The organism is Salipiger sp. PrR002 (assembly GCF_010500775.1).
Classification (GTDB): domain Bacteria; phylum Pseudomonadota; class Alphaproteobacteria; order Rhodobacterales; family Rhodobacteraceae; genus Salipiger.
In genome coordinates, this window is record NZ_JAAGOU010000011.1 from 98,711 (window position 1) to 124,332 (window position 25,622).

At 67.3% G+C, this 25,622-nt stretch carries 25 protein-coding genes; 20 read left to right on the plus strand and 5 right to left on the minus strand.

The features are described from left to right. Nucleotides 1-83: 83 nt before the first annotated feature. A complete protein-coding gene (locus G0A00_RS13505; RefSeq protein ID WP_164183593.1) occupies nt 84-1,232 on the plus strand; it encodes an MFS transporter in 1,149 nt (382 codons plus the stop codon). Between the two features lie 38 nt (nt 1,233-1,270). Here the strand turns inward: G0A00_RS13505 and G0A00_RS13510 are convergent, their stop codons facing one another. Beyond that, nucleotides 1,271-2,437 carry an alpha-hydroxy acid oxidase gene (locus G0A00_RS13510; protein ID WP_164183595.1) on the minus strand — a complete coding sequence of 389 codons (1,167 nt, stop codon included), beginning with the start codon at nt 2,435-2,437 and terminating at the stop codon, nt 1,271-1,273. Between the two features lie 125 nt (nt 2,438-2,562). On the opposite strand from G0A00_RS13510, the gene G0A00_RS13515 reads away from it, so the two are divergent. From G0A00_RS13515 to G0A00_RS13590, 16 genes are all read left to right on the plus strand, one after another. Further along, nucleotides 2,563-3,336 (plus strand): ZIP family metal transporter, encoded by a 774-nt coding sequence (locus tag G0A00_RS13515; RefSeq protein ID WP_164183597.1) that lies wholly within the window; start codon nt 2,563-2,565, stop codon nt 3,334-3,336. 223 nt (nt 3,337-3,559) lie between these two features. Then, nucleotides 3,560-4,423 carry a branched-chain amino acid aminotransferase gene (locus G0A00_RS13520; protein WP_164183650.1) on the plus strand — a complete coding sequence of 288 codons (864 nt, stop codon included), beginning with the start codon at nt 3,560-3,562 and terminating at the stop codon, nt 4,421-4,423. 3 nt (nt 4,424-4,426) lie between these two features. Next, complete coding sequence (locus G0A00_RS13525) at nt 4,427-5,635, plus strand: hypothetical protein (protein WP_164183599.1); 1,209 nt, start codon at nt 4,427-4,429, stop codon at nt 5,633-5,635. 61 nt (nt 5,636-5,696) lie between these two features. Continuing rightward, the gene (locus G0A00_RS13530; protein WP_164183601.1) at nt 5,697-6,152 is read left to right on the plus strand and encodes a universal stress protein; all 456 of its coding nucleotides are present in this window, start codon (nt 5,697-5,699) and stop codon (nt 6,150-6,152) included. Nucleotides 6,153-6,313: 161 nt separating this feature from the next. Continuing rightward, nucleotides 6,314-6,874 (plus strand): NifU family protein, encoded by a 561-nt coding sequence (locus G0A00_RS13535; protein ID WP_066107460.1) that lies wholly within the window; start codon nt 6,314-6,316, stop codon nt 6,872-6,874. 17 nt (nt 6,875-6,891) lie between these two features. Beyond that, on the plus strand, nt 6,892-7,455 hold the full coding sequence (gene tsaB, locus G0A00_RS13540) for a tRNA (adenosine(37)-N6)-threonylcarbamoyltransferase complex dimerization subunit type 1 TsaB (RefSeq protein WP_164183603.1): 564 nt from the start codon (nt 6,892-6,894) through the stop codon (nt 7,453-7,455). 4 nt (nt 7,456-7,459) lie between these two features. Further along, nucleotides 7,460-7,879, plus strand: coding sequence for a ribosomal protein S18-alanine N-acetyltransferase (gene rimI, locus G0A00_RS13545; RefSeq protein ID WP_368667701.1), 420 nt, complete (start codon nt 7,460-7,462; stop codon nt 7,877-7,879). A 158-nt stretch (nt 7,880-8,037) separates the two neighbouring features. Further along, the gene (locus G0A00_RS13550) at nt 8,038-9,042 is read left to right on the plus strand and encodes a BMP family protein (protein WP_164183605.1); all 1,005 of its coding nucleotides are present in this window, start codon (nt 8,038-8,040) and stop codon (nt 9,040-9,042) included. Nucleotides 9,043-9,161: 119 nt separating this feature from the next. Continuing rightward, nucleotides 9,162-10,763, plus strand: a complete 1,602-nt coding sequence (locus tag G0A00_RS13555) for an ABC transporter ATP-binding protein (protein WP_164183607.1) — start codon at nt 9,162-9,164, stop codon at nt 10,761-10,763. Nucleotides 10,764-10,855: 92 nt separating this feature from the next. Further along, nucleotides 10,856-11,950, plus strand: coding sequence for an ABC transporter permease (locus tag G0A00_RS13560; protein ID WP_066107447.1), 1,095 nt, complete (start codon nt 10,856-10,858; stop codon nt 11,948-11,950). Continuing rightward, on the plus strand, nt 11,950-12,915 hold the full coding sequence (locus tag G0A00_RS13565) for an ABC transporter permease (protein WP_164183609.1): 966 nt from the start codon (nt 11,950-11,952) through the stop codon (nt 12,913-12,915). Before G0A00_RS13560 ends, G0A00_RS13565 begins: the two co-directional genes overlap by 1 nt. 228 nt (nt 12,916-13,143) lie before the next feature. Continuing rightward, nucleotides 13,144-14,049 (plus strand): sulfite exporter TauE/SafE family protein, encoded by a 906-nt coding sequence (locus G0A00_RS13570; RefSeq protein WP_164183611.1) that lies wholly within the window; start codon nt 13,144-13,146, stop codon nt 14,047-14,049. Then, nucleotides 14,046-14,807: a TIGR02186 family protein gene (locus G0A00_RS13575; protein ID WP_066107438.1), complete on the plus strand. Its 762-nt coding sequence runs from the start codon at nt 14,046-14,048 to the stop codon at nt 14,805-14,807. The genes G0A00_RS13570 and G0A00_RS13575 overlap by 4 nt, the downstream gene beginning before the upstream one ends. Next, a complete protein-coding gene (locus tag G0A00_RS13580; RefSeq protein ID WP_164183613.1) occupies nt 14,804-15,241 on the plus strand; it encodes a thioesterase family protein in 438 nt (145 codons plus the stop codon). The genes G0A00_RS13575 and G0A00_RS13580 overlap by 4 nt, the downstream gene beginning before the upstream one ends. 44 nt (nt 15,242-15,285) lie before the next feature. Beyond that, nucleotides 15,286-16,482: a hydantoinase/carbamoylase family amidase gene (locus tag G0A00_RS13585; RefSeq protein WP_368667703.1), complete on the plus strand. Its 1,197-nt coding sequence runs from the start codon at nt 15,286-15,288 to the stop codon at nt 16,480-16,482. 71 nt (nt 16,483-16,553) lie between these two features. Continuing rightward, a complete protein-coding gene (locus G0A00_RS13590; RefSeq protein ID WP_164183617.1) occupies nt 16,554-17,042 on the plus strand; it encodes a DUF2383 domain-containing protein in 489 nt (162 codons plus the stop codon). A gap of 19 nt (nt 17,043-17,061) precedes the next feature. On the opposite strand, the gene G0A00_RS13595 is transcribed toward G0A00_RS13590, so the two are convergent. From G0A00_RS13595 to G0A00_RS13605, 3 genes are all read right to left on the minus strand, one after another. After that, nucleotides 17,062-17,763, minus strand: coding sequence for a response regulator transcription factor (locus G0A00_RS13595; RefSeq protein WP_164183619.1), 702 nt, complete (start codon nt 17,761-17,763; stop codon nt 17,062-17,064). Continuing rightward, complete coding sequence (locus G0A00_RS13600; protein ID WP_164183621.1) at nt 17,760-19,652, minus strand: PAS-domain containing protein; 1,893 nt, start codon at nt 19,650-19,652, stop codon at nt 17,760-17,762. Before G0A00_RS13600 ends, G0A00_RS13595 begins: the two co-directional genes overlap by 4 nt. Before the next feature lie 113 nt (nt 19,653-19,765). Further along, nucleotides 19,766-21,595 (minus strand): serine protease, encoded by a 1,830-nt coding sequence (locus G0A00_RS13605; protein WP_164183623.1) that lies wholly within the window; start codon nt 21,593-21,595, stop codon nt 19,766-19,768. Between the two features lie 235 nt (nt 21,596-21,830). Between G0A00_RS13605 and G0A00_RS13610 the strand changes: the two genes are divergently transcribed. Further along, nucleotides 21,831-22,778 (plus strand): glycine--tRNA ligase subunit alpha, encoded by a 948-nt coding sequence (locus tag G0A00_RS13610; protein WP_066110320.1) that lies wholly within the window; start codon nt 21,831-21,833, stop codon nt 22,776-22,778. Continuing rightward, nucleotides 22,775-23,287, plus strand: a complete 513-nt coding sequence (locus G0A00_RS13615) for a DUF6446 family protein (RefSeq protein WP_164183625.1) — start codon at nt 22,775-22,777, stop codon at nt 23,285-23,287. The genes G0A00_RS13610 and G0A00_RS13615 overlap by 4 nt, the downstream gene beginning before the upstream one ends. A gap of 220 nt (nt 23,288-23,507) precedes the next feature. Here G0A00_RS13615 and hemC read toward each other — a convergent pair whose 3' ends face one another. Further along, nucleotides 23,508-24,482: a hydroxymethylbilane synthase gene (gene hemC / locus G0A00_RS13620; protein ID WP_164183628.1), complete on the minus strand. Its 975-nt coding sequence runs from the start codon at nt 24,480-24,482 to the stop codon at nt 23,508-23,510. Between the two features lie 97 nt (nt 24,483-24,579). On the opposite strand from hemC, the gene hemE reads away from it, so the two are divergent. Beyond that, nucleotides 24,580-25,617 carry a uroporphyrinogen decarboxylase gene (hemE, locus tag G0A00_RS13625; RefSeq protein WP_164183630.1) on the plus strand — a complete coding sequence of 346 codons (1,038 nt, stop codon included), beginning with the start codon at nt 24,580-24,582 and terminating at the stop codon, nt 25,615-25,617. Nucleotides 25,618-25,622 lie beyond the last annotated feature (5 nt).

The following is a 25,622-nucleotide window of genomic DNA, read 5'->3' on the forward strand; positions in this document are numbered from 1 at the left end:
GCTCCGCGCGCGCGAGAGCAGGGGCGGGACTGGCTGGATCTTCCCGCCGGGCCGTGCGACGGCTTGCGGCGAACGGAGGGACCATGAGCGTTTTGAGTGATCTGCGGATGATCCGCGCGCCGCTGGCGGGCTTTGCCGGGATCGGCGTGTGCTGGGGGGTGTTCGCGGGCAGCGTGCCCGTGGTCATGGCGCAGACCGGGCTTGGCGACGGCGGTTTCGCCACGGCGATGCTGATCTCGACCTGCGGCGCGATCGCCGCCATGTGGCTGGCGCCATGGGCCGAAGAGCGGCTGCGCCGCTGGGCCATGCCGGTGTTCATCGCGCTGCTGGCCTGCGGTTTTGCCCTGCCGGGGCTGGCGACCTCGGGCGTGCAGTTCGGCGCGATCATGCTGTGCTGCGCGGCGGCGGCGGGCACGGTCGACGTGGCGATGAACGCGCAGCTGTCGCATCTCGAGGCAAAGTCCGGGCGGCCGCTGATGAACCTCGCCCACGGGGGCTATTCGCTGGTCTATGCCTGCGCGGCGCTGACGGCGGGCATTGCGCGCGGGGCGGGGCTGCCGCTGTGGAGCATTTTCATGGGCGCGGCTGTGGTCACACTGGCGATGGCGCTGGTGGCGCGCGGCGGCGCGGCGCTGCCGCACCACGAGAGCGCCGAGCCGGGATCCGACGCGCGCGGTCCGCTGCCTTGGGCGGTGGTTGTTCTGGCGGGGGTGGTCATCTGCATCGGCTTTCTTGCAGAGCAGGCGACCGAGGCGTGGTCAGCGCTGCATCTGGAGCGCAACCTTGGCGCGGGCGCCGTGGGCGGCGCGCTGGCGCCGACGCTGCTGGGGTTGACCATGGGCGCCGGGCGGCTTGCCGGGCAGGGGGTGATCGGGCGGCTCAATGGCGCGGGCGTGCTGGGGGCAGGGGCTGCGCTTGCCGCGTTCGGAGCGCTGGTGGCAGCGCTGGCGCCGACCGCGCTGATCGGCTGGGCGGGCTTTGCGGTGCTGGGCTTTGGCGTCTCGGTGCTGGCCCCCATGGCCTATGCGTGGCTGGGCGGACGGCTCACGCCGCAGTCACGGGCGCGGGCGATCAGCCGCGCGACGGTGATCGGCTATGCGGGGTTCTTCCTCGGGCCGCCGCTGATGGGCGGGCTGTCCGAGGTCTTCGGCCTGCGCGCCGCTTTCGGCGCGGTGGCGCTGCTCTTGCTGGCGGTGCCGCTGGTGCTGCTGCCCTTGATGGCGCGACGCTAGGCGCCGCGCCACCACCGGTTCGGGCACAAACCTCCCGGTTATTCTTCCCAGTCGCCGGAAAATCCCTTGGGGATCATCAGGATATCGCGATCTACGGTGTTGACGTCGGTGCGCCCGCAAAGCGCCATCGACACATCCAGTTCCTTGTGGATCACCTCAAGCGCGCGGGTGACCCCGGCCTCGCCCATGGCGCCCAGCCCGTAGATATAGGCGCGCCCGATCCAGCAGCCCTTGGCGCCCATGGCGACGGCCTTCAGCACGTCCTGTCCCGAGCGAATGCCGCTGTCGAGGTGCACTTCGATCTTGTCACCCACCGCGTCCATGATCGGTGCCAGCGCGCGGATCGAGCTGAGCGCGCCGTCAAGCTGCCGCCCGCCGTGGTTCGACACCACGATGGCATCGGCCCCGACGTTGCAGGCCTCCAAAGCGTCGCGCGGGTCGATGATGCCCTTGATGATCAGCGGGCCGTCCCACATCTTGCGGAACTCGCGAATGCGGTCCCAGTCGAGCGCCTGATCAAAGCTCTGCGCCGTCCATGTGGTCAGCGACGACGGGTCGGTCACGCCCTTGGCATGGCCGACGATATTGCCGAAGAAGCGCCGCTTGGTCTGCAGCATCTCCAGCCCCCACGGCACTTTGGTCATCATGTTGGCGACCGACTTCGGCGTCAGCTTGGGCGGGGCCGACAGGCCGTTCTTCAGGTCCTTGTGACGCTGACCCAGCATCTGCAGGTCGACCGTGATCACCGCCGCCGAGCATTTGGCGTCCTTGGCGCGGTCGAAGAGCCGCTTCATGTAGTCATCGTCCTTGAGCGTATAGACCTGCATCCAGAACGGTTTGGAGGTGTTTTCGGCCACATCCTCGATCGAGCAGATCGACATGGTCGAGAGGCAATAGGGCACGCCGAATTTCTCGGCCGCGCGCGCGGCGTGGATCTCGCCGTCGGCGTGCTGCATCCCGGTCATGCCCACCGGAGCCAGCGCCACCGGCATCGCCACGTCCTGACCGATCATCTGCGTCGCGGTGCTGCGGCCGGTCATGTCGATGGCGACGCGCTGGCGCAAATAGAGATCGTCGAAATCCGAGCTGTTCTCGCGGAAGGTCTGCTCTGTCCAGCTGCCCGACTCGCAATAGTCGTAGAACATCTTCGGCACCCTGCGCCGATAGATGCGTTTGAGGTCCTCGATCTCTGTGATCACCGGCATGGGCCGCCTTCCTCCGCTATGTGGTCAGGTTTCCTTACCGCTTCGCCAGAGTTTGCGCAATGACGTGTGCTTGTATCTCCCCGGCAGAGCACGTTTAGTGCGCGCGAATGCAGATCGGAGGCATCATGCAGGACATTCTCTGGGGCGTCGGGGGCGGCATGATCGCCGCGATTGCCACCACGGCAGGGGCGATCCCGGCGCTGGTCGGACGCAAGATGACGCAGGCGACCTCGGACATGATGCTGGGCTTTGCCGCCGGTGTCATGCTGTCGGCCTCTTATTTCTCGCTGATCATTCCGGGCATCGACGTGGCGCAGGAACAGACCGGTTCGGTCTGGGTCGCCGCCGCCATCGCCGCCTGCGGCATCGCCTTCGGCTCGGGCTTCGTGGCGTGGCTCAACCACGCGATTCCGCACGAGCATTTCAAGACCGGCCCCGAGGGCGGGGCGGATCAGGCGACCTTCGCGCGGATCTGGCTGTTCGTGCTGGCGATCTCGATCCACAATTTCCCCGAAGGCCTGTCGATCGGCGTCGCTTACGGTGTCGACCGCACCAACGGCTTTTCGGTGATGACCGGCATCTCGCTGCAGGACATGCCTGAGGGGCTGGCCGTGGCGGTGGCCTTGGTGGGGCTGGGCTATTCCCGCAGCAAGGCGCTGCTCTACACCGCGCTCACCGGGTTGGTCGAGCCGGTCGGGGCGCTGCTGGGCGTGGTCGCGGTCTCGGTCAGTTCGGTGCTGCTGCCTTGGGGGCTGACCTTCGCGGCGGGCGCGATGCTTTACATCATCAGCCATGAGATCGTGCCCGAGACCCACCGCAACGGCCACCAGAAGCGGGCGACCACGGGGCTGCTCTTTGGTCTGATCCTGATGATGTTCCTTGACGTGACGCTGGGCTGACGCGGCCCGGCGGCGGCGCGTGTGGCGCGCGGGGCTGCGTATTTGGGGAACAATGAAGGGGCTTGCTGCGCCTTGCGGGCGGGTGTTGTCGAGTATTTGTGGAAAGATGAAAGGGCCGGGAGCGGGGGCGCCGCTCGCTCTTCCGTGAGGGCGCGGCGGGGCGGTCTGGACGTGGCGGCGGCGCGGGCTTAGGGTCCGCGCAACTTTCGCAGGAGACATGACGATGGCAACGGGCAAGAACATCCGCACCTATTTCCAGGGCACCTGGCACGACGGGGACGCGATGATCATGCGCGCGGCAGATCACGCGGCCTGGCTCGGCAGTTCGGTCTTTGACGGTGCGCGTTGCGTCAATGGCATTGCGCCCGATCTCTATGCCCATTGCGCACGGATCAACCGCTCGGCCAAGGCGCTGATGCTGACGCCGACGATCACCGCCGAGGAGATGGTGCAGATCGTCTGGGAGGGGCTCTCGGCCTATCCCAAGGAGGCGGCCATCTACATCCGCCCGATGTATTGGGCGACGCAGGGCGACGCGACTGCCATCGTGCCGGGCGCCGAAGGCACCGCGTTTGCCATCTCGCTCGAAGAGATCCCCATGGCGCCCGAGACCGCAGCATCGCGGCTGGGCCGCACGCGGTTCCGCCGGCCCGTGCTGGAAAGCTCGGTCTGCAACGCCAAGGCGGGCTGTCTTTATCCCAACAATGCGCGGATGCTGGTCGAGGCGCGCTCGCGCGGGTTCGACAACGCGCTGGTGGCCGATGCGCTCGGCAATGTCGCCGAGAGCGCCACGGCCAACGCCTTCATGGTGAAGGATGGCGCGGTGTTCACCCCGATCGCCAATGGCACCTTCCTGTCGGGGATCACCCGCGCGCGCCACATCGAGAACATGCGCGCCGACGGCATGGAGGTGCATGAGGCGGTGCTCAGCTTCGAGGACTTCGAGGGCGCCGACGAGGTGTTCCTCTCGGGCAACCTGCAGAAGGTGACCGCCGTGTCGGGCTTTGAAGACACCAATTACCAGATCGGTCCCGTGACGCGCCGCGTGCGCGAGCTTTACTGGGACTGGGCACTCAGCGAAGGCTGAGCCTTGCGCCGCGAGCCGCCGCTCGTCGCGACACGCCCCAAGGACCCGCAGCGCCCGGTGCTGCGGGCCGAACGCCGCTATGCCGAAGCCGATCCCCCGCGGCGCGATCTGCCGGGGGACGATCTGCGGTCTGAGCCGCGCGGTCACAGACGTCCGAGGCGGCGGCGCAGCGGGCTGGCGCGCTCGATCCGAGCCCTGCCGCTGCTGATCAGCCTGCTGCTGATGGTCTGGACCCTCTCGACCAACCCTTTCGCGCGGCCTTTCCTGCAGGCCAGCACCGCCGAAGTGCGGCAGGCGCTGGACGCCGGGCTGGCGCGGGCGCTGAGCCCGGAGCGGCTCGCGCAGCAGATCGCCGAAGCGCTGGAGGCGCAGGACCTTGACCGGATCGACATGCTGCTGCCGCTGGCCGCACGCGTCGGTCAGCAGCCGGACGCGGCGCAGGCGCGGCAGATCGAAGAGTTGCGCGCGGCCAAGGACAGCGTCTGGGGCAAGGTCGCCACCTGCGGCACTTGCGCCGCCGATATCGCCAATTGCCCCTCGCTGCAGATGCTGGCCTATTGCGGCATCCCGCTGGAACTGACGCCGCTCGGCGATCTCAACGCTTTGCGCCGTGCGGGCGGCGACTGGCTCAGCGGCAGCGATGTGGATGGGGTGGAGGTGACGCTGGCCACCGTTGGGCTGGCGGCGACGGGCGCGCTGGTGGTCACCGGCGGCAGTTCCGCCTCGGTCAAGGCCGGTGCCACGGCGCTGCGCATGGGGCGGCGGCTGCGCACCCTGACGCCATCCTTCCTCGACGAGCTGGCGCGCCTCGCCGACGCGGGCATGCTGCGGCGGCTGGCCAGCGGCAGCGGCGCGGCGGCGGACACGGCGCGACTGGCAAGAGCCGAAGCGCTGGCGGGCGACGTCAGCCGGGTGGTCGGCAACACCTCGATGACCGACGGCGTGTTGCTGCTGCGCCATGTGGACAGCGCCGAGGATGCGGCGCGGCTCGCGCGGGTGTCGGATGTGGCGGGCAGCGAGACGCGCGGGGTGATGGAGGTGCTCGGAAAATCCCGCACCTTCCGGGCCTTGGTGCGCGTCTCGGATCACGCGATCGCCGCGGGGCTGATGGTCTGGCTGGCGCTTGCGCAGGCGCTGACGGCCCTCGGCGGCTGGCTGGGCGCGCGTCTGCTGCGGCCCGCCGCACGCGGTCTGGCGGCGCGGGTCGAGTGATGAGAAATCGACATTGCCTGCGCCTGCCCCCTGCGCCATGATCGCCGCGAAGGAGAGCCCAATGCGCAAGTTCCTCGTCGTGCTGGATGACAGCCGCGAATGTCTCAATGCCATGCGTTTCGCCGCCATGCGCGCGGCCAAGACCAAGGGCGGCGTGTCGATCCTGTCGGTGATCCCGCCCGATGAATTCAACCACTGGATCGGCGTGGGTGACATCATGCGCGCCGAGGCCCGCGAGCGGATCGAGGCGCATTTCGAGGTCTTCGCCAAATGGATGCGCGACCGTCAGGGGGTTGATCCCGAACTGGTGATCCGCGAGGGCGATCCGGTGACCGAGATCCTCGCGCAGGTGGATGAAGACCCGTCGATCGGCGTGCTGGTGCTGGGCGCCGCCGCCGACAAGAAGGGGCCGGGACCGCTGGTCAGCCAGATGACCCGCAGCTCGGGCAGCCTGCCGATCCCGCTGACCATCGTGCCGGGAGACATGTCCAAGGAACGGCTCGAAGCGATCACCTGAGGGGGCATCCGTGGTGCCGGAGGGCAGGTGCCTTCTGGGCGCAGCACTGACGTTTGGCACCGGGAATTCAGCGACGGATCCGATTTAGAACGATTCCAAAACTTGACGTTGGAGCGGCGGAGGCGCATATAGGGGCCAGCCCGCAAAAAGGACTATCGCAGATGTTCATCCAGACCGAATCCACCCCGAACCCCGCGACGCTGAAGTTCCTGCCGGGCCAGACCGTGCTGGAGGCAGGCACCGCGGATTTCCCCACGCCCGAGGGCGCGGACAACTCGCCGCTGGCCAAGCGCCTGTTCTCGGTCGCCGGTGTCACCGGCGTGTTCTTTGGCAATGATTTCGTCACCGTCACCAAGGACGAAGCCGCCGATTGGGACCATGTGAAGCCCGCCGTTCTGGGCGCGATCATGGAGCATTTCCAGTCCGGCGAGCCGGTCATGGCGGGCGAAGCGCAAGCCTCGGGCCACAAGGCCTTTGAAGGCGAGGACGCTGAAATCGTCGGCCAGATCAAGGAATTGCTCGACAGCCGCGTGCGTCCGGCCGTGGCGCAGGATGGCGGTGACATCACCTTCCACGGCTTTGACCGTGGCGTGGTCTACCTGCACATGCAGGGCGCCTGCGCGGGCTGCCCCTCGTCGACGCTGACGCTGAAGATGGGCATCGAGAACCTGCTGCGCCACTACATCCCCGAAGTGACCGAGGTACGCCCGGTCGCCGTCTGAGCGCACCGGAGCGATCCATGCCTGATCAACTGATCCTTGCCTTCGACACATCGGCCGCGCATTGCGCGGCCGCTTTGCTGCGTGGCGACGAGGTGCTGGTGGCGAAGGCCGAGGAGATGGGCCGCGGACAGGCCGAGCGCCTGATGCCGTTGCTCGAGGAAGTGCTGGCCGAGGGCGGGGTTGTCTGGGGCGATCTCGATCTGGTCGCCGTGGGCATCGGACCGGGCAATTTCACCGGGATCCGCATTTCGGTCTCGACCGCCCGCGGGCTGGCGCTGGGGCTGGAGGCTCCGGCCATCGGAGTGAGCACCTTCGAGGCGATCCATCACGAACAGCCCGACGTTCTGGCCGGGGTGCCTGCACCGCGCGGGCAGATCTACGTGCAGCGCAACTGGGAAACCCCGGCGCTGGTCTCTGCCGAAGACAGCGACGCGGTGTTGCCGCCCGAGCCGCGGGACCTGGCGATCCGCATCGCACAGGTCGCCGCGCAGAAGGAGCCGGGCCGCCGTCCTGCTCCGCTTTACATCCGCGCCGCCGATGCCGCGCCGTCGCGCGATGCGGCGCCGCGCTTGCTGGACTGAGCGCATGAGGCTGACCGCCGCCGAACTGGCCGCGCTCTCGGCCCGCGCCTACACCCATATGGACCCTTGGACCGAGGCGGCATTTGCGGGCACGCTCGATCAGCCCTCCAGCCTGCTGGTAAGCGGCGAGGGTGCCTTTGTGCTTGGCCGCGTAATGCTGGACGAGGCCGAGATCCTCGCGCTTGCCACCGATCCCGCGCAGCAGCGCAAGGGGGCGGGGCGGGCGGCTTTGCAGGCCTTCGAGGCGCAGGCCGCGGCCCGCGGTGTGGCCACTGTCTTTCTTGAGGTGGCGTCGGAAAACCTAGGTGCTCGCGGCTTTTACGAGGCCTGCGGTTATCAGGTGACCGGCCGGCGGAAAGCCTATTACCACCGCCCCGGCGGCGGGCGCGACGATGCGCTGCTCATGAGCCGTGCGCTTACCTGAGGTTAGGCGTTGCGGCAGGCCAACCCTGTGCGCGGACTTGCAAAAACCTGTTGACCCGCCGCTAGGGCAACGCATTATCGGGCATGATCTGCCACAGGGCAGTCCAAAGTGCGGGGCACGCAGAACAGACCCCGCTCGTCCAGACCCGGGAGCACCCTATGACCCTCATGAAATCCATTCTCGGCACCGCCGCAACGCTGGCCCTGACCGCAGGCGCCGCGCTGGCGGATCCGGCGCTGATCTACGACCTCGGCGGCAAGTTCGACAAATCCTTCAACGAGGCCGCGTTCAACGGCGCCGAGATGTACGCCAAAGAGACCGGCGGCTCCTACAAGGACATCGAACTGCAGTCCGAAGCCCAGCGTGAGCAGGCCCTGCGCCGCTTTGCCGAGGCTGGCTTCAACCCGGTCGTGACCACCGGCTTCTCGATGTCCTCGCCGATCGCTTCGGTGGCGGCGGACTACCCGGACACCAAATTCGTGACCATCGACGGTTTCGTCGACCCCGAAGAGCATCCCAACGTCCTGTCGATCCTTTTCTCCGAGCATGAAGGCTCCTACCTCGTCGGCATGCTGGCGGCGATGGCCTCCGAGTCGGGCACTGTTGGCTTCGTCGGCGGCATGGACATCCCGCTGATCCGCAAATTCGCCTGCGGCTACGCGCAGGGTGCCAAAGCGGTCAGCGATGACATCAACGTGATCTCCAACATGACTGGCACCACCCCCGCCGCATGGAACGACCCGGTGAAGGGCTCGGAGCTGACCAAGGCACAGATCAGCCAAGGCGCCGACGTGATCTTCGCTGCCGCTGGCGGCACCGGCATCGGCGTGCTGCAGACCGCCGCGGACGAGGGCATCCTCTCGGTCGGCGTCGACAGCAACCAGAACTACCTGCACCCGGGCAAGGTTCTGACCTCCATGCTCAAGCGCGTCGACGTGGCCGTGGCCGAGGCGATGACCGAAGGCACCGAGCTCAAGACCGGCGTGAAGGTGCTGGGCCTCGCCGAGAACGGCGTCGGCTACGCGCTCGACGAGAACAACGCCGAGCTGCTCTCTGACGAGATGAAAGCCGCCGTTGACGAGGCGCGCGAGAAGATCGTCGCCGGCGAGATCGAGGTTCACGATTACTCGGCGGATGACAGCTGCCCCGCGCTGAACTTCTGATCACCTCTTGACGATCGGGGGCGTGCCTGCTGGCGTGTCCCCGATTTCTGCTTTCGTGTGGCCCGGTTCCTCGTTTACAGGAGGCCGGGCCGTACTTATCCAATGCCGTGAGGCTCCGCATGAACGACATCCCCGCCATCGAGCTGAAGGGCATCTCCAAAGCCTTCGGCCCCGTCCAGGCCAACAAGGATATCTCGATCCGCGTGATGCCCGGCACGATCCACGGCATCATCGGCGAGAATGGCGCCGGTAAATCCACCCTCATGTCCATCCTCTACGGCTTCTACAAGGCCGACGCGGGTGAGATCTGGGTGAATGGCGCCAAGAAGGACATCGCCGACAGTCAGGCCGCGATCTCGGCGGGCATCGGCATGGTGTTCCAGCACTTCAAGCTGGTGCAGAACTTCACCGTTCTGGAAAACGTCATCCTCGGCGCCGAGGACGGCCCGATGCTGCGCCCCTCGCTGGCGCGCGCGCGCGGTATTCTGAAGCAACTGGCCGAGGAATACGAATTGGCCGTCGATCCCGACGAGCTGGTCGAGAACCTCTCGGTCGGCCACCAGCAGCGCGTCGAGATCCTCAAGGCGCTCTACCGTCAGGCCGATATTCTCATCCTCGACGAGCCCACCGGGGTGCTGACCCCGGCCGAGGCCGATCACCTCTTCCGCATCCTCGACCACCTGCGGGCCGAGGGCAAAACCGTCATCCTGATCACCCACAAGCTGCGCGAGATCATGGAGATCACCGACACCGTCTCGGTGATGCGCCGCGGGCAGATGACCGCCACCGTCAAGACCGCCGAAACCTCGCCCGAGCAGCTCGCCGAGTTGATGGTCGGGCGCAAGGTGCTGCTGCGCGTCGACAAGGCAGCAGCGCAGCCCGGCGAGGTGCTGCTCGACGTGCAGGACCTGCGCCATGTGGACAGCGCCGGGGTCGAGCGGCTCAAGGGCGTGTCGCTGCAGCTGCGCGCCGGTGAGGTGCTGGGCATCGCGGGTGTCGCGGGCAATGGTCAGTCCGAGCTTCTGTCGGTGCTGGGCGGCTCTGCCGAGGGCACCGGCACGGTGATCATGCACGGCCAAAACCTGCCGCTCTCGGGCGTCGGCGCCGATGGCAGCGCGCGCCGCGCCGTCGGCATCGGCCATGTGCCCGAAGACCGCCAGCACGAAGGGCTGATCATGGCCTATACCGCGTGGGAAAACACGGTCTTCGGCTACCACCGCGATCCGCACTACCAGTCGGGCATCCTGATGAACAATGCGCTGATCCGCGAGGAAGCGCAGGACAAGATGACCCGCTACGACGTGCGCCCGCCGAACCCGGCGCTGGCCGCGCGCAACTTCTCGGGCGGCAACCAGCAAAAGATCGTGCTCGCGCGCGAGATCGAGCGAGACCCCGAGGTGCTGCTGATCGGTCAGCCCACCCGCGGCGTCGACATCGGTGCCATCGAGTTCATCCACCAAGAGATCATCCGCTTGCGCGACAAGGGCAAGGCTATCCTTCTGGTCTCGGTGGAGCTTGACGAGATCTTCTCGCTGTCCGACCGCATCGCGGTGATGTTCGACGGCAAGATCATGGGCGAGCGGATGCCGGATGAAACCGACCAGACCGAGCTTGGCCTGCTGATGGCCGGGGTCACCGAAAAGCCCGAAGGCAAGCTCATCGACGCGGTGGACGCCTCGCTGCACGAGAAAGAAGCGCGCGAGGCAAGCCAGCATGACTGACCGCGCCGCTTCATTGTTCCCCAAATACGCCCGCCGGAGGCATCAGCGCCCGCAGGGCGCTGCCCGGACCAGAAAGACGAACGAGGTTCCGAATGGATAAGATGCCCGCCTGGGCCGATGCGGTGCTCGTGCCCCTGATCTCGATCCTGCTGGCGGCGATCCTGTCGGCCGGGGTGATCCTCGCCATCGGTGAGAACCCGATCGAGGCCTTCAAGCTGATGGTCGACGGCGCGCTGATGCGCTCGTCCGGCTGGGGCTACACGCTTTACTACACGACCAACTTCATTTTCACCGGCCTCTGCGTCGCCATCGCCTTTCATGCCAAGATGTTCAACATCGGCGGCGAAGGGCAGGCGATGATCGGCGGGCTCGGGGTGGCGCTGGCGTGCTTGTTCATTCCCTTCCCGCATTGGTCGGTGGCGCTTTTGGTGGCGACGCTGGCAGCGGCGGCTTTTGGTGCGGCTTGGGCCTTCATCCCGGCATGGCTGCAGGCCAAGCGCGGCAGCCACATCGTGATCACCACGATCATGTTCAACTTCATCGCCGCGGCGCTGCTGAACTACGTTCTGGTGAACCTGCTGCGCCCGGTCGGCGCCATGGAGCCCGCCACCGGCACGTTCCCGGCAGCGACCCATCTGCCGACGTTCCAAGACATGTTCGCCACCGAGGGCAACCCGCTGTTTCGCGGCTCGCCCGCAAATGTGACCTTCTTCCTTGCGGTCGCCGCCTGCATCGCCTTCTGGTTTCTCATCTGGCGCACCAAGCTCGGCTATGAGATCCGCGCCTTCGGCCAGTCCGAAAGCGCCGCGCGCTATGCCGGCATCTCGCCGGTGCGCATCACCGTCGTCGCCATGCTGATCTCCGGCGGGCTTGCGGGGATGATGGCGCTCAACACCACCATGGGCGAGGCCGAACGGCTGGTGCTCAACGCGACCGAGGGCGCGGGCTTCATCGGCATCGCCGTGGCGCTCATGGGCCGCTCGCATCCGGTGGGCGTGTTCCTCGCGGCGCTGCTCTTCGGCTTTCTCTATCAGGGCGGGGCGGAACTGGCGCTCTGGACCAATATCCCGCGTGAGCTGATCACCGTTATTCAGGCGCTGGTGATCCTCTTCACCGGGGCGCTCGACAATATGGTCCGCCTGCCGCTCGAAAAGCTCTTCATGTCCATGCGCCGGAGGTCCTCGTGATGGATTACGCGACGCTTCTGCAGGTGCTCGATTCCACCGTGCGCCTCGCCACGCCGCTGCTGCTGGCCTGCCTTGCGGGGCTGTTCTCGGAACGCTCGGGCATCGTCGACATCGGGCTCGAGGGCAAGATGCTCGCCGCGGCCTTCCTGTCGGCGGCCATCGCGGCGGTCACCGGCTCGGTCTGGCTCGGCCTGCTGGCGGGCATCGCCGCCTCTATGGTGATGTCGTTCATCCACGGCTTCGCCTCGATCACCTTCCGCGGCAACCAGCTGATCTCGGGCGTGGCGATCAACTTCCTCGCCTCTGGGCTGACGGTGCTGATCGCGCAGGACTGGTTCTCTCAGGGCGGGCGCACACCCTCGCTGATGGGCGGCGGGCGCTTCGAGAGCATCACGCTGCCCTTCGCCGAGGCGCTGCGCGGCGTGCCCTTCATCGGCCCGCTCTATTACGAGCTGATCTCCGGCCATTCGATCCTTGTCTACGTCGCCTTCCTGATGGTGCCGCTGACCTGGTGGATCCTCTATCGCACCCGCTTTGGCCTGCGCCTGCGCGCGGTGGGCGAGGCGCCCGAGGCGGTGGACACCGCCGGTGTCTCGGTGGTCGCGCTGCGCTATGCGGCGATCGCCATCTGCGGGCTGCTCTGCGGCCTCGCGGGGGCCTATCTGGCCACCGGCCTGCAGGCGGGCTTCGTGCGCGAGATGACCGCCGGGCGCGGCTATATCGCGCTGGCGGCGCTGATCTTCGCCAAATGGCGGCCGTGGTACGCGCTTTACGCCTGCCTGCTCTTCGGCCTGCTGCAGGCGGTGGCGCTGCGCTATCAGAACATTGACCTTGGCGGGTTCATCATTCCGGTGCAGGTGATGGATGCGCTGCCTTACATCCTGACCGTGGTGATCCTTGCCGGTTTCGTCGGCAAGGCGATCCCGCCACGTGCCGGGGGCGAGCCCTATGTGAAGGAACGCTGAGGCGGCTTGAACAAAGGTGCGAGGGGCGCTGCCCCTCGCGCTCCCCGGCGTATTTTAAAAGAGAAGAAGGGACAGGCGCCCCGGCAGCGGGCTTCTTCTCTTTAAAAATACGCATCGCTCCACCAGCCACCCGGCGCGGCGCGGGGGTTGTGTGAATTCCGCCGCGACACATCAACGTCACATCCCGCTTGGTTGCCAAATCGCCAGCGCGGACGCAAAGTCAGCGGCATGCAGATCTACCTCCCCATCGCCGAGGTTTCGGTCAATGTCTTCCTGCTCTTCGGTCTGGGCGGGATCGTCGGCGTTCTGTCGGGAATGTTCGGCGTCGGCGGCGGCTTTCTGATCACGCCGCTGCTGTTCTTCATGGGCATTCCGCCCGCCGTCGCCGTGGCCACCGGCGCCAACCAGATCGTCGCAAGCTCGATTTCCGGCGTGCTGGCGCATTTCAAGCGCAAGACGGTGGACCTGCGAATGGGGCTGGTGCTGCTGGCCGGGGGGCTCGTCGGCGCGGCGCTGGGGGTCTGGATCTTCAACCTGCTGAAGGGGCTGGGGCAGGTCGATCTTCTGGTGCGGCTTTGCTATGTGGTGTTTCTGGGGATCATCGGCGGGCTGATGTTCGTCGAGAGCCTCAACGCCATCTTCAAATCGCGCAAGGGCACGGCCCCGAAGCGGCGCCACCACGGCTGGGTGCACGGGCTGCCGTTCAAGATGCGCTTCCGCACCTCGGGGCTCTACATCTCGGCGATCCCGCCGGTGCTGGTCGGCTTTTCGGTGGGCGTGCTGGCGGCGATCATGGGGGTGGGCGGCGGCTTCATCATGGTGCCGGCGATGATCTACCTGCTGGGAATGCCCACGAAGGTGGTGGTCGGCACCTCGCTGTTTCAGATCATCTTTGTCAGCGCCTTCACCACGCTGCTGCACGCCAGCACCAACTACACCGTCGACATCATGCTGGCGCTGATCCTGATTCTCGGCGGGGTCATTGGCGCGCAGATCGGCACCGCTTTCGGCACAAGGCTCAAGGCCGAGCAACTGCGCATCGCGCTGGCCTCGCTGGTGCTGCTGGTCTGCGGCAAGCTGGCGCTGGATCTCTTCATCACCCCATCTGAACTTTACGAGCTGGTGGCGGGATGAGACTTCTGGCTGCGCTTCTTCTGCTGATCGCCGCGCTGCCCGCGCGGGCCGAAGAGGTGGTCATGGGGCTCTCGCGCACCAATGTGTCGATCACCACCGATTTCGACGGCTCCGACATTCTCATCTTCGGCGCGGTCAAACGCGAGGCGGCGATCCAGCGCGACCCGCCCTTGCAGGTGATCGTCACCGTCGAGGGCCCGCTCGAGCCGGTCACCGTCTGGCGCAAGGCGCGCAAGCTGGGGATTTGGGTCAATGCCGAGGCGGTGGAGATCGACAGCGCGCCAAGCTTTTACGCGGTCGCCACTTCGGCGCCATGGAACGAGACCATCTCGGCGGTCGAGGACCTGCGCCATGAGGTCTCGATCCCGCGCGCCATCCGCTCGGTCGGGGCGCCGATGGACATTATGGATTCCGAGGCGTTCACCGAGGCGCTGATCCGTGTGCGCGAGCGGCAGGGTCTCTACCGCGTCGAGGAAGACAGCGTCGAGCTGCGCGACAGCACGCTGTTCGACACCTCGATCTCCATGCCCGCGAATATTTCCGAGGGGCGCTATCTGACCCGCGTGCTGCTGACCCGCGGCGGCAAGGTGGTGGCCGAGCACGACAGCGAAATTCAGGTCGGCAAGGTCGGGTTGGAGCGCTGGCTGTTTACGCTTTCGCGGCAGATGCCGCTGGCCTACGGGCTGTTGTCGCTGGCCATCGCGGCGATCGCCGGCTGGGGCGCTTCGGCAGCGTTCCGGGCGATCCGCTCGGGATGAGCCGGCCCGCGCCCGCCCGCCGCGCCGACTATGCGGCCTTTTTTGCCATTCCTACCCGCTGGGAGGACAATGATGCCTACGGGCATCTGAACAACGCCGCCTATCACTCCTTCATCGACACGGCGGTGACGCTCTGGCAGCTGGATCGCGGAATTGCCATCGAAGGCGCGGGGGCGCTGCGCTCGCTGGTGGTCGAGAACGGCTGCACCTATCATGCCGAGGCGCGGTTTCCCGACCTTCTGCACGCGGGGCTGCGCTGCGGTCACCTTGGGCGCAGTTCGGCTCGCTTCGAGGTGGGGCTGTTCCGCAATGACGGCGAGAGCGCCTGCGCCGAGGGTTTCGTGGTGCATGTGGCCGCCGATGCCGAAAACCGCCCCGTGCCGATCCCGCCCAATTACCGCGCGGCGCTGGAGACCATCCTGCGCGGCAGCTGACCACCCCGAGACACCAACCCCAAGGAGACCGCATCATGACCGGCATTCCCGTGAACCCCGAGCGTTTTCTGTCCGACCTGCACATGCTGCGCAGCTTCGGCGCGACCGGGGTCGGCAAGGGCGTGTGCCGCCCGGCTTTCTCGGAGGCGGATATTGCCGCGCGCGACTGGCTGGCGGGGCGCATGGAAGAGGCGGGTCTGCGCAGCCATTTCGACCCGGTGGGCTCGCTCTTCGGGCTGACCGACGGGCCATCGCTGCTCATCGGCTCGCACTCCGACAGTCAGGTCGAGGGCGGCTGGCTCGATGGCGCGCTGGGGGTGATCGCGGGGCTCGAGGTGGCGCGCGCGGCGCAGGAGGCGGGCGGCCCGCCGGTGTCCTGCGTGTCGTTTCAAGATGAGGAAGGACGCTTTGGCGTGACCACCGGCAGCGCCATCTGGGGCGGCAACATCAGTCTTGCCGAAGCCGACGCGCTGCAGGGGCCGGATGGTGTGACTCTGGCCGAGGCGCGCAAGGGGCTCGGGGCGCGTGCCGGGGCGTTCCTCGATCCCGACCGGTTCACCGGGTTTCTGGAGATGCACATCGAGCAGGGCCCGGTGCTCGACACCGAGGGCGGCAGCCTCGGCGTGGTCGAGGCCATCGTGGGCATGCGCAACCAGACCATGGTGCTCAAGGGTCAGCAGAACCACGCTGGTACGACGCCAATGCGCCTGCGCAAGGATGCGTTTCAGGGGCTCGCCACATTCACCACGCGGCTCAATGAGCGCCTGCGCAATGTGGTCACCCCGGCGACGGTCTGGACCATCGGCCATGTGGAGGTGCATCCCAACGCCCATGCCATCGTGCCCGGCGAGGTGCGCTTTACCCTGCAGTGGCGCGACGGCGATGCGGACCGGCTCGACCGGATCGAGGCCATCGCCCGCGAGACGATCAACGAGGTTTGCGCCGAGACCGGGCTGGAGCTGACATTCGCGCCGAAGCTGGAACTGGCGCCGGTGACCATGGATGCGCGGCTGCGCGCGGCGCTCGAGCAGGGGGCCGAGGCCGCCGCGCCGGGTGCGTGGCGGCTGATGCCCTCGGGGGCTCTGCACGATGCCACCAATCTGTCGAACCTGATGCCGGTGGCCATGCTTTTCGTGCCGTCGATCGGCGGGATCAGCCATGATTTTGCGGAAGATACCGACGAGGCGGATCTGGTGACCGGGCTGCAGGCGCTGGCCGGAGCGGTGGCGGCGCTCGGCTGAAGCCTGGGCGGCGCGGGGAACCGGCTGCGCGCAGGCACGTTAATCCGGTAACACAACCGGAGGATACGCCCATGAAGGATGTTCCGAGAGACCAGCACGTGATCACCGCCAGCGCCCGCCAGCTTGAGTTGCTGGACCATCTGCAGGCGCGCAGCGTCGGCGCACGGGCGTGGTTTGACGAGATGGTCGAAAAGGCCGATCCCGAGTTCCGCTTTGTCGCCGTGCGCTTTCACGGTCTGCATGTGGAGCAGGTACAGCGCCTGACGGCGCTGATCACCGCCGTCGGCGGCGAGGCGGACCCGACCGAGACCATGAGCGCCGTGATGAAACGCGCCGGGCTTTCGGTGCGCTCGGTCTTTGGCGGCATCGACGGCGATATGATGGACCGCATCCGCGCGTCCGAGGCCAAGGTGCTGGCGGGCTTCACCGAGGTGATCAAGGCCATGGAGCCCTCGCGCTACCGCGACGAGTTGGTGCAGATGCAGGGCGAGTTGCAGGACCTTCTGCAAGGGGTGCAGGGCGAAGAGCGCTCGCTTCCCGAGGCGCCGAAGGAAGACTGAGGCACGCGGCTGCCTTGGCCTACGCCCAATCCACATCCCCGAGAAAGATATAGCCCGCGCCGTAGATCGTCTTGATCAGGCGCGGGTTCTTCGGGTCCTCGCGCAGCTTGGTGCGCAGGCGCGAGATGCGCACGTCCATCGCCCGGTCAAAGCTTTCCCCAGCCGCGCCGCCAAGGCTTTCCTGCATATGCGCGCGGGTGATCAGACGTTTTGGGCTTTCCAGAAACAGCCGCAAAACCTCGCCCTCGGCATGGGAGAAGGGGGTTTCCGCGCCCGTGGCATCTTCCAGCACGTAGCGATCGAAATGCGCGGTCCAGCCTGCGAAACGGGCGGTCTCGCTGCGGGTGGGTGCGCTGCGCGGGGCGCGCAGGCGGGCGCGAACGCGGGCGACCACTTCTGCCGGATCGAAAGGTTTGATGATGTAATCATCTGCCCCCAGTTCCAGCCCCGTCACCCGGTCCTGCACCTGCGCACGTCCCGAGACGATGATCACCGAGGCACCCTGTTCCAGCGCCAGCCGATGCACGAGGCTCAGCCCGTCGCGATCGGGCAGGCCGAGGTCCACGAGGCAGACATCCGGCGTGGCGCGTTTCAGCGCCGCCTCGAACTCGGTGGCGCGCCCAAAGGCCATGGTACGAAAGCCCGCCTCGGTCAGCGCCTCGGAGAGGATCGCCCGGATCGCCGGCTCGTCGTCGAGGATCGAAATCAGCGGCGCGCTCATGCGGGCACCATGCCGAGAAAGGCTGCGAGCTGTCCCTCGCTGAAGGGCTTTGCGATCACCGGGGCCGCAGCCTCGGCGGCCTCGCGGCGCGGATCGCCCGGCGGCAGAGAGGTCATCAGCCGCACGTCGAGACCGGGCAGGGCGGCGGGCAGCGCCGAGCCGGGGGTGCCGCCCTCCAGCAGCACATCCGAAAGCACGAGGTCCAGATCCAGGCCCTCGGCCAACGCCTTCGCCTCGGCCACCGAGGACGCCTCGACCACCGCATGGCCAAGCGCGGTGAGCATGTCGCGCAACTGCTCGCGCAGTTCGGGGTCATCCTCGACCAGCAGCGCGAGCCCGCGCGCGCGGGGCGGCAGCGCCGGGGCGGGGCGCAGCGGCAGGCGCAAAGTGACCCGCGCGCCGCGCGCGGCATTGGCCAGCTTGATCGTCCCGCCTGCGAGCTTGGCCATATCGTAGACCATGGCGAGCCCCAGCCCCGACCCGGCGCCGCCCTTGGTGGTGAAGAAGGGATCCAGCCCGTGGCGCAGCGCCTCTTCCGAAAAGCCGTGCCCGCTGTCGCTGACCGCCAGTTCCAGCCATGTGCCCTGCACCGCGCGCATGTCGAGGCGGATATGCCCGCCGCCCGCGCTTGCCGAGGCGCAGGCGTCGCGGGCGTTCAGCACGAGGTTCAGCGCCGCGTCCTGCAACAGCCCCGGATCGAGCAGGAAGGCACCCTGTGGCGCGGGGCCGATCTCCAGCGTCACACTCTCGGGAAGCGCCGGACCGGCCAGCGTGCGCAGGTCGCGCAGGAAATCGGCGGGGTCCACCGGTTCCGGCGTCCACGCGCGCGGCGCGGTGATCCCGGCGATGCGGTCGAGCAGCGCGCCACCGCGCCTTGCCGCCTGCAACGTGCCGCTGACCAGCGGCGCGGCCTCGTCCGGCAGGGCCATGCGCGCGAGCTTGGACTGCATGCCAAGGATGATCGTCAGCAGGTTCGAAAAGTCATGCGCCAGCCCCGAGGTCAGCTGTGCCGCGAGTTCGCGCCGCCGCGCCTGCTGCAGCGCCGCGCGGGCTTGAGTTTCCTCGGTGACATCAAGCGACAGGATATAGACGCCGCGCTCTGCCGGATCGGGAGTGAACACCGCACGGATGCGCCGCGACGAACCGGCATCAGTGAACTCGAAGATGCTCTGCTCCCCGTCCAGCGCCCGCGCCAGATGCGGGCGCACCTTCTCGTAGGCCGCGCCAAGCGCCTCGGAGACATGCAGGCCGGTGATCTCGGACGGGCGCCCGGGCATCACCTGCGAGAGGCGGCGGTTGGAGTAGGTATAGCGCCCCTCGGCGTCGACGCGGGCGATATGGGCGGGCATCATCTCGGTGGTGAGGCGGGTGCGGGCCTCCATCTCGGTCAGTTCGCGCCGGGCCTCTTCCAGCGCCGCATTGGTGGCGGCCAGTTCGCGGTTGCTGGCGGCCAGCGCCTCGGCGCGGCGGATGACTTCTTCGGAGAGCAGTTCCGAGCGGGTGCGCAGCAGATCCTCCTGCGCCTTCACGGCGGTGATATCGGTGTAGACGGTGACCCAGCCGCCCTGCGGCAGCGGCGATCCTTCGACCGAGATCCAGCGCCCATTGGCGCGGCGGCGCTCCATGTAGTGGGGCGCAAAGGCGCGGGCCTGCTCGACGCGGGCGCGCAGAAACCCCTCGGGCTCATCGACCTCGCCATATTCGCCCGCCTCGATCAGATGGCGCACCGTGTCTTCGAAACTGGCGCCGGGGCGGGTCAGCCGCTCGGGCAGGTCGAACATCTCGGCAAAGCGGCGGTTGCAGACCGCCAGCCGCAAATCGCGATCATAGATCGACAGCGCCTGCTGAATGAGATTCAGCCCGGCCTGCGTCAGCGCATCCTTATCCATCCGATGTGTTCCATCCCTCTCTCCTCCGCTCTAAGGGCTAGCATTGCCCGGCGGCAGAGAGAAGCGTGGCGCGACGTCGCGCGCCACGGCGGGCTGCGAGAGGGCCGAGAGGGTTACTCCCAGCAGTTCACCGCCACGGTCATGTCGCGGGCAGCGGTGGTCAGGTCTTCGGGCGCCAGTGCGCTTTCGCCCTGCATGGTGGTGCCGGAAATGCCCGCCCCGCGCAGGAACTCGATGAGCGCAGCCGCATCGGTGGCGAAGGCGACATCTTCGGGCAGTTGCTTGCCGCCCGCATCGCGCGGCATCAGCAGGCCAACCACCGCGCCACCGGCGTCCAGCACCGGGCCGCCCGCATCGCCGGGGGTGACATCGACCGCGAGCCGCGCCAGCGTCTCCTCGCCGCCCAGCCCCTTGCTGTCCTGCAGCGCGCCAAAGCTCAGCGTCGCGGTGCTCAGCACGCCGCCATAGGGGAAGCCCGCTACGGCGACCTCGGAGTTGAGGCGCGGCAGATCGGTGCGCAGCCGCGCCACGCCGCGCGGCGCCAGCGCCGCAGAGGGCCGCAGCAGCGCCACGCCAAGTGCCGCATCGCTTTGCAGAAGTTCGGCGTCATAGCTGCCGTCGAGGGTCAGGCGGCTGCAGTTCTGCACCGCCTCTGCCGTGGTCAGCACGGTGCCTCGGCCATCGACGAAGAAGCCCGCCACGGTCGCGCGCGGGGTGCGGATCGGCAGGCCGGAGACCAAATCGAGCGTCTGGCCATTGTCGCTGACCTCGGCGGGGTTGAGAACGCCGGGGATGGGGCGGAAGCTGGCCGACATGGCCCCGGCCACACGCTCGAACCGCGCGTCGTCGCCCGCGGGCCAGACCAGCGTCCAGCCTTTGATCTCGCCGCCCTGAAGCGTCACCTCGGTGCGGCTTGCGATGCGGCTGTTTTCGCCGGTGATGCTGAAGCTGTCGCGGCGCAGGCTGCGCGGCCCGTCCAGCGGCACGATCTCCAGCGTCTGCAGTATCTCGTAAAGCCCGCCCAAAGTCTTGCGATCGCCGGGCTGGCTGATCAGCAGAACCTGCGCGTTCTCGACCTCGCCATTACCGGAATAAATGGCAAAGGGGGCCTCGTAGCGGTCGAAAGAGACCAATCCGGTCGGCATCGACACGGCCACACCTGCCTGCGCATCGCTGACCTCGGACATGCCCAGACCGTCGAGCACGGCGTTGTATTGCCCCAGCAGGTCGGCGCGCTGGCGGGTGGTGAGGATGCCGGTGACCTCATAGCCATTGTCGCGCTGCCATGCGCCCATGGCGTTGCGTGTGCCGCCGCCAAAGGCACCGTCGATGGCGCTGTCGTAATGACCAGACCACTGCAGGGCGACCTGCAGCTGGCGGCGTTCGGCAGCGCTGAGGCTCTGCTCGCCGCGGCGCGCCTGCGAGAGGGTCTCATAGGGGATCTCGGGCTCTGCCGGTTCGGCCTCGACTTCGGCGAGTGCCGCCGCGAGTTCGGACGCAGAGGTGGTTTCCTGCGTCTGCTCGGCTTGCGGGGCCTCTGCGGCCTCTTCGGTCGGCGTTTGCTCCAGCGGCTCGGCGCTCACCGGCGGCTGGGTTGCGTTTTGCGCGACACCTGCGCCAACCGGCCAGAACTGCCGCCCGTATTCGCCCGCCGCCGCGAGATAGGAATCACGCGGGATCTGCCCCGCGGCGCGCAGGGCGCGCAGCCGGTCGGCGGCGACCTGCGGATCAAAGGGGCCAAGCGCGATGCCGTACCAGCCGCCGCCCAGAGAAAAGCCATTCACATTCTGCAGCCCGGCCGAATAGTCGCGCAGCCGCGCCTCGGCTTCGGTCAGGCTGGGCTGGGCTTCGATCTGGATGTAGACCACATCGCCCTGCTGCGCCGCCGCGCCCTGCGCCAGCATCAACGCTGCCGTGCCTGCAAAAAGAATGGTTCTCAACATGGATTAACTCGCTCCTCGGGCCCGGACGTCTGCGCGCCGTTTCTCGTCTCTGACTGCTGTTCACTCAAAGGATGTAACAGACGCGTGCCTCGCGTCATCTCAAAAGATGGTCAGGGCTGCGCATTGACCCTTGACCGTTGCACGCATAATCAGGCAGCCGACCAGTCGATGAGCGGCGCGCGTCCTGCGCCGCGGGCGAGCACGCCAAGGGAAGGATGCCATGACGATGCCGAGCATGAGCGAGACAAGCAAGCCGCGCAGTTTTCAGGAGATCATCCTGCGTCTGCAGACCTATTGGGCCAGCAAGGGCTGCGCCGTGTTGCAGCCTTACGACATGGAAGTCGGCGCGGGCACCTTCCACCCTGCCACCACGCTGCGGGCGCTCGGCTCGAAGCCTTGGGCCGCGGCCTATGTGCAGCCCTCGCGCCGCCCCACCGACGGGCGCTATGGCGAGAACCCCAACCGCCTGCAGCACTATTATCAGTTTCAGGTGCTTATCAAACCCAGCCCGCCGGACCTGCAGGCGCTCTATCTCGGCTCGCTCGAAGCGATCGGCATCGACATGGCCAGCCACGATATCCGCTTCGTCGAGGACGATTGGGAAAGCCCGACGCTGGGCGCGTGGGGCCTTGGCTGGGAGGTCTGGTGCGACGGCATGGAAGTGTCGCAGTTCACCTATTTCCAGCAGGTCGGCGGCCATGACTGCCATCCGGTCTCGGGCGAGCTGACCTACGGGCTCGAACGCCTTGCCATGTATGTGCTCGGCATCGACCACGTGATGGATATGCCGTTCAACGACCCGGGTGCGCCGATCGCGCTGAAATACGGCGACGTGTTCCGCCAGACCGAAGAGGAATACTCGCGCTTCAACTTCGACGTGGCCGACACCGACGTGCTGCTGCGCCATTTCGAAGAGGCCGAGGCGGAATGCGAGGCGATCCTCGCCCGCGACGAGAGCGACCCCAAGACCGGCAAGCGCATCGTCATGGCGCACCCGGCCTATGACCAGTGCATCAAAGCCTCGCATCTGTTCAACCTTCTGGATGCGCGGGGGGTGATCTCGGTCACCGAGCGTCAGGCCTACATCGGACGCGTGCGCGCTCTGGCGAAGAAATGCGCCGATGCCTTCGTGAGCACCGAGGCGGGCGGCTGGACGCCAGAGGCCGCAGGCAGCGCCGCATGAGCGGCAAGATCCTCGGGATCGGCATTATCGCGGCCGCGCTGATTTTTGGCGCGGTCGTCTACTACACGCAGGTGTTCTACTACTATTACGACCTGCCCGCGGAAGAGGCGGAGGTTCTGCTGACGCCGCTCGATGGCACCGCACCGCGCGCCATCGCCTTCGAGGATTTCGAGGGGATTGACGCGACCTCCTCACCGATCCGCTACCGCGCCTGTTTCTCCACGTCCGAGAGCCCTCAAACGCTCGATCCGCTGTTCGAGCGTTACGAAGGCTCCGAGCCGCGCAATGCGCCGTTCTGGTTCGGCTGCTTTGACGCCGAGGATATCGGCGATGAGATCGCAGCGGGCACCGCGCATGTCTACACCTCGCAGCGCAACATCGAGTTCGGCATCGACCGGGTGGTGGCGGTGACCGACGACGGCCGCGGCTACATCTGGGAAGAGATCAACGAATGCGGTGACAAGGCCTATGACGGCACGCCGCTGGGCGAGGACTGCCCGGAGCGGTAATTGCTCGCATTCGGAGCTTCAGCCTGACCGGCCCGGAAACAAGGCGAAGCCGCCGGGCGAGCGCTGGCCCGTCCCGGCGGGCTGGCGCTTTTGTCATCCGCGTAGGTCGTTCGAATGTCGTGCAGGTTTGGCTGGCATAAAGCGCCGACCTCAACCCTTGCAGCGCCACCCCACGGTCCAGCGCGCGCCCGGCTCCGGGCGCGCTCCTACAGGCTCCAGCTCAGTCCTCGCGCCAGTCGAAGAACCCGTCGCCGGCCTGCGCCAGAAGCTCGCGCGCCAGATCGGTGCCCATGCGCGCGCCCTCGGCGATGGGGCCGCGGCGCTCGCCCTTCAGCGCCTCGCTGCCATCGGGGCGCAGGATCTCGCCGCGCAGCCAGATCTCGTCGCCTTCGAGCAGCGCCAGACCGGCAATCGGCGTCTCGCAGCTGCCGTCGAGCGTGGCGAGGAAAGCGCGTTCCGCGTCCAGCCGATGCTGCGTCGGGCGGTCATGGATCGCCGAGAGCATCGCGGCCACGCGCGCATCACTGATCCGCCGCTCGATGCCGATGGCGCCCTGCGCGATGGCGGGCAGCATGTCTTCGGGGGCGATCGGCGTCATGTGCTCGCCCGCCATGTTCATCCGGTTGAGCCCGGCCATGGCAAGGAAGCTGCAGGCGGCCACACCGTCTTCGAGCTTTTTCAGGCGGGTCTGCACGTTGCCGCGGAATTCCACCACCTGCAGGTCGGGGCGGCGGTTCAGCAGCTGCGCCCGGCGGCGCAGCGACGAGGTGCCGACCACGGTGCCCTCGGGCAGATCGGCGATGGCCGCATGGCCGGGCGAGATGAAACAGTCGCGCACATCCTCGCGCGGGAGGTAGCAATCGAGGATCAGCCCCTCGGGCTGCTCGGTCGGCATGTCCTTCATCGAGTGCACCGCGATGTCGATGCCGCCTGAAAGAAGCTGCTCTTCGATCTCGCGGGTGAACAGACCCTTGTTGCCGATCTCCTTCAGGGGCCGGTCGGCGGCGATCATCGCGCGATCGTCGCCCATGGTCTTGATCACCTTCACCTCGAAGGCCTCAGTGGGCAGGTCGAAATGCGCGGCCAGCCGGTCGCGGGTCTCATGGGCCTGCGCCAGCGCCAGCGGCGAGCCGCGGGTGCCGATCTTCAGCGGGGCGTCGGGCGAGGGCAGGGCGATGGGGGTCTCGATTGTCATGGTCAGAGCTTTATGTCGCGGGAAGAGATGTGGCAATGGGGGGCGTTTTGACATATTGCCGCCCCGACGAGATAGGCAATTCAGACGGGGGTTTCCCATGACCAAGACGATCCTGCGCGCACTGGCTGGCGAGACCCTGCCCACCCCGCCGATCTGGATGATGCGGCAGGCGGGGCGCTACCTGCCCGAGTATCGCGCCACCCGCGCGCAGGCCGGGGATTTCCTGTCTCTGTGCTACAACCCCGAGCTTGCCGCCGAAGTGACGCTGCAGCCGATCCGCCGCTACGGGTTCGATGCGGCGATCCTCTTTGCCGACATCCTGCTGTTGCCGCAGGCGCTGGGGCTCGACCTGTGGTTCGTCACCGGCGAAGGGCCGCGGCTGTCGACCATCCAGAGCGATGCGGATTTCGACGCGCTGAAGCCGGTCTCGGCGATTCACGACACGCTCAGCCCGATCTACGAGACCGTCGGCATCCTGTCGCGCGAGCTGCCGAAAGAGACCACGCTGATCGGCTTCGCCGGCGCGCCCTGGACCGTGGCGACCTATATGATCGCCGGGCGCGGCACCAAGGATCAGGGCCCCGCGCACGCGCTGAAGGCCGAGAACCGCGCATTGTTCGAGAAGGTCATCGACCGGCTCACCGAGGGCACCATCGAGTATCTGTCGAAACAGGTCGAGGCGGGCGCCGAGGTGGTGAAAATCTTCGACAGCTGGGCGGGCTCGCTCGAGGGTGACGATTTCCGCAAATACGCGCTGGAGCCCGCGAAGGTGATCACGCAGGAGATGAAGTCGCGCTTCCCCGGCCTGCCGGTCATCGTCTTCCCGCGTCAGGCGGGCGAGAATTACATCGGCTTCCACGAGGCCACCGGCGCCGATTGCGTCGCGGTGGACGACAGCGTGTCGCCGGAATGGGCGGCGGCCAATGTGCAGACCTCAGGCTGCGTGCAGGGCAACCTTGCGTCGTCGCATATGGTGACCGGCGGCGAGGAGTTGGTGCGCGAGACCCAGCGGGTGGTGCGCGCCTTCTCGAAAGGGCCGCATATCTTCAACCTCGGCCATGGCATCACCCCCGATGCCGACCCCGAGAATGTTCAGCTGATGATCGACACCGTGCGCAGCACGGTCACCGCCTGAGCGAC

What these genes read in the sequence shown, in the direction of transcription:
- G0A00_RS13505 (WP_164183593.1), top strand. Translation starts at nt 84, where the DNA reads ATGAGCGTTTTGAGTGATCTGCGGATGATCCGCGCGCCGCTGGCGGGC.
- G0A00_RS13510 (WP_164183595.1), bottom strand. Translation starts at nt 2,437, where the DNA reads ATGCCGGTGATCACAGAGATCGAGGACCTCAAACGCATCTATCGGCGC.
- G0A00_RS13515 (WP_164183597.1), top strand. Translation starts at nt 2,563, where the DNA reads ATGCAGGACATTCTCTGGGGCGTCGGGGGCGGCATGATCGCCGCGATT.
- G0A00_RS13520 (WP_164183650.1), top strand. Translation starts at nt 3,560, where the DNA reads ATGGCAACGGGCAAGAACATCCGCACCTATTTCCAGGGCACCTGGCAC.
- G0A00_RS13530 (WP_164183601.1), top strand. Translation starts at nt 5,697, where the DNA reads ATGCGCAAGTTCCTCGTCGTGCTGGATGACAGCCGCGAATGTCTCAAT.
- G0A00_RS13535 (WP_066107460.1), top strand. Translation starts at nt 6,314, where the DNA reads ATGTTCATCCAGACCGAATCCACCCCGAACCCCGCGACGCTGAAGTTC.
- tsaB (WP_164183603.1), top strand. Translation starts at nt 6,892, where the DNA reads ATGCCTGATCAACTGATCCTTGCCTTCGACACATCGGCCGCGCATTGC.
- rimI (WP_368667701.1), top strand. Translation starts at nt 7,460, where the DNA reads ATGAGGCTGACCGCCGCCGAACTGGCCGCGCTCTCGGCCCGCGCCTAC.
- G0A00_RS13550 (WP_164183605.1), top strand. Translation starts at nt 8,038, where the DNA reads ATGACCCTCATGAAATCCATTCTCGGCACCGCCGCAACGCTGGCCCTG.
- G0A00_RS13555 (WP_164183607.1), top strand. Translation starts at nt 9,162, where the DNA reads ATGAACGACATCCCCGCCATCGAGCTGAAGGGCATCTCCAAAGCCTTC.
- G0A00_RS13560 (WP_066107447.1), top strand. Translation starts at nt 10,856, where the DNA reads ATGGATAAGATGCCCGCCTGGGCCGATGCGGTGCTCGTGCCCCTGATC.
- G0A00_RS13565 (WP_164183609.1), top strand. Translation starts at nt 11,950, where the DNA reads ATGGATTACGCGACGCTTCTGCAGGTGCTCGATTCCACCGTGCGCCTC.
- G0A00_RS13570 (WP_164183611.1), top strand. Translation starts at nt 13,144, where the DNA reads ATGCAGATCTACCTCCCCATCGCCGAGGTTTCGGTCAATGTCTTCCTG.
- G0A00_RS13575 (WP_066107438.1), top strand. Translation starts at nt 14,046, where the DNA reads ATGAGACTTCTGGCTGCGCTTCTTCTGCTGATCGCCGCGCTGCCCGCG.
- G0A00_RS13580 (WP_164183613.1), top strand. Translation starts at nt 14,804, where the DNA reads ATGAGCCGGCCCGCGCCCGCCCGCCGCGCCGACTATGCGGCCTTTTTT.
- G0A00_RS13590 (WP_164183617.1), top strand. Translation starts at nt 16,554, where the DNA reads ATGAAGGATGTTCCGAGAGACCAGCACGTGATCACCGCCAGCGCCCGC.
- G0A00_RS13595 (WP_164183619.1), bottom strand. Translation starts at nt 17,763, where the DNA reads ATGAGCGCGCCGCTGATTTCGATCCTCGACGACGAGCCGGCGATCCGG.
- G0A00_RS13600 (WP_164183621.1), bottom strand. Translation starts at nt 19,652, where the DNA reads ATGGATAAGGATGCGCTGACGCAGGCCGGGCTGAATCTCATTCAGCAG.
- G0A00_RS13605 (WP_164183623.1), bottom strand. Translation starts at nt 21,595, where the DNA reads ATGTTGAGAACCATTCTTTTTGCAGGCACGGCAGCGTTGATGCTGGCG.
- G0A00_RS13610 (WP_066110320.1), top strand. Translation starts at nt 21,831, where the DNA reads ATGAGCGAGACAAGCAAGCCGCGCAGTTTTCAGGAGATCATCCTGCGT.
- G0A00_RS13615 (WP_164183625.1), top strand. Translation starts at nt 22,775, where the DNA reads ATGAGCGGCAAGATCCTCGGGATCGGCATTATCGCGGCCGCGCTGATT.
- hemC (WP_164183628.1), bottom strand. Translation starts at nt 24,482, where the DNA reads ATGACAATCGAGACCCCCATCGCCCTGCCCTCGCCCGACGCCCCGCTG.
- hemE (WP_164183630.1), top strand. Translation starts at nt 24,580, where the DNA reads ATGACCAAGACGATCCTGCGCGCACTGGCTGGCGAGACCCTGCCCACC.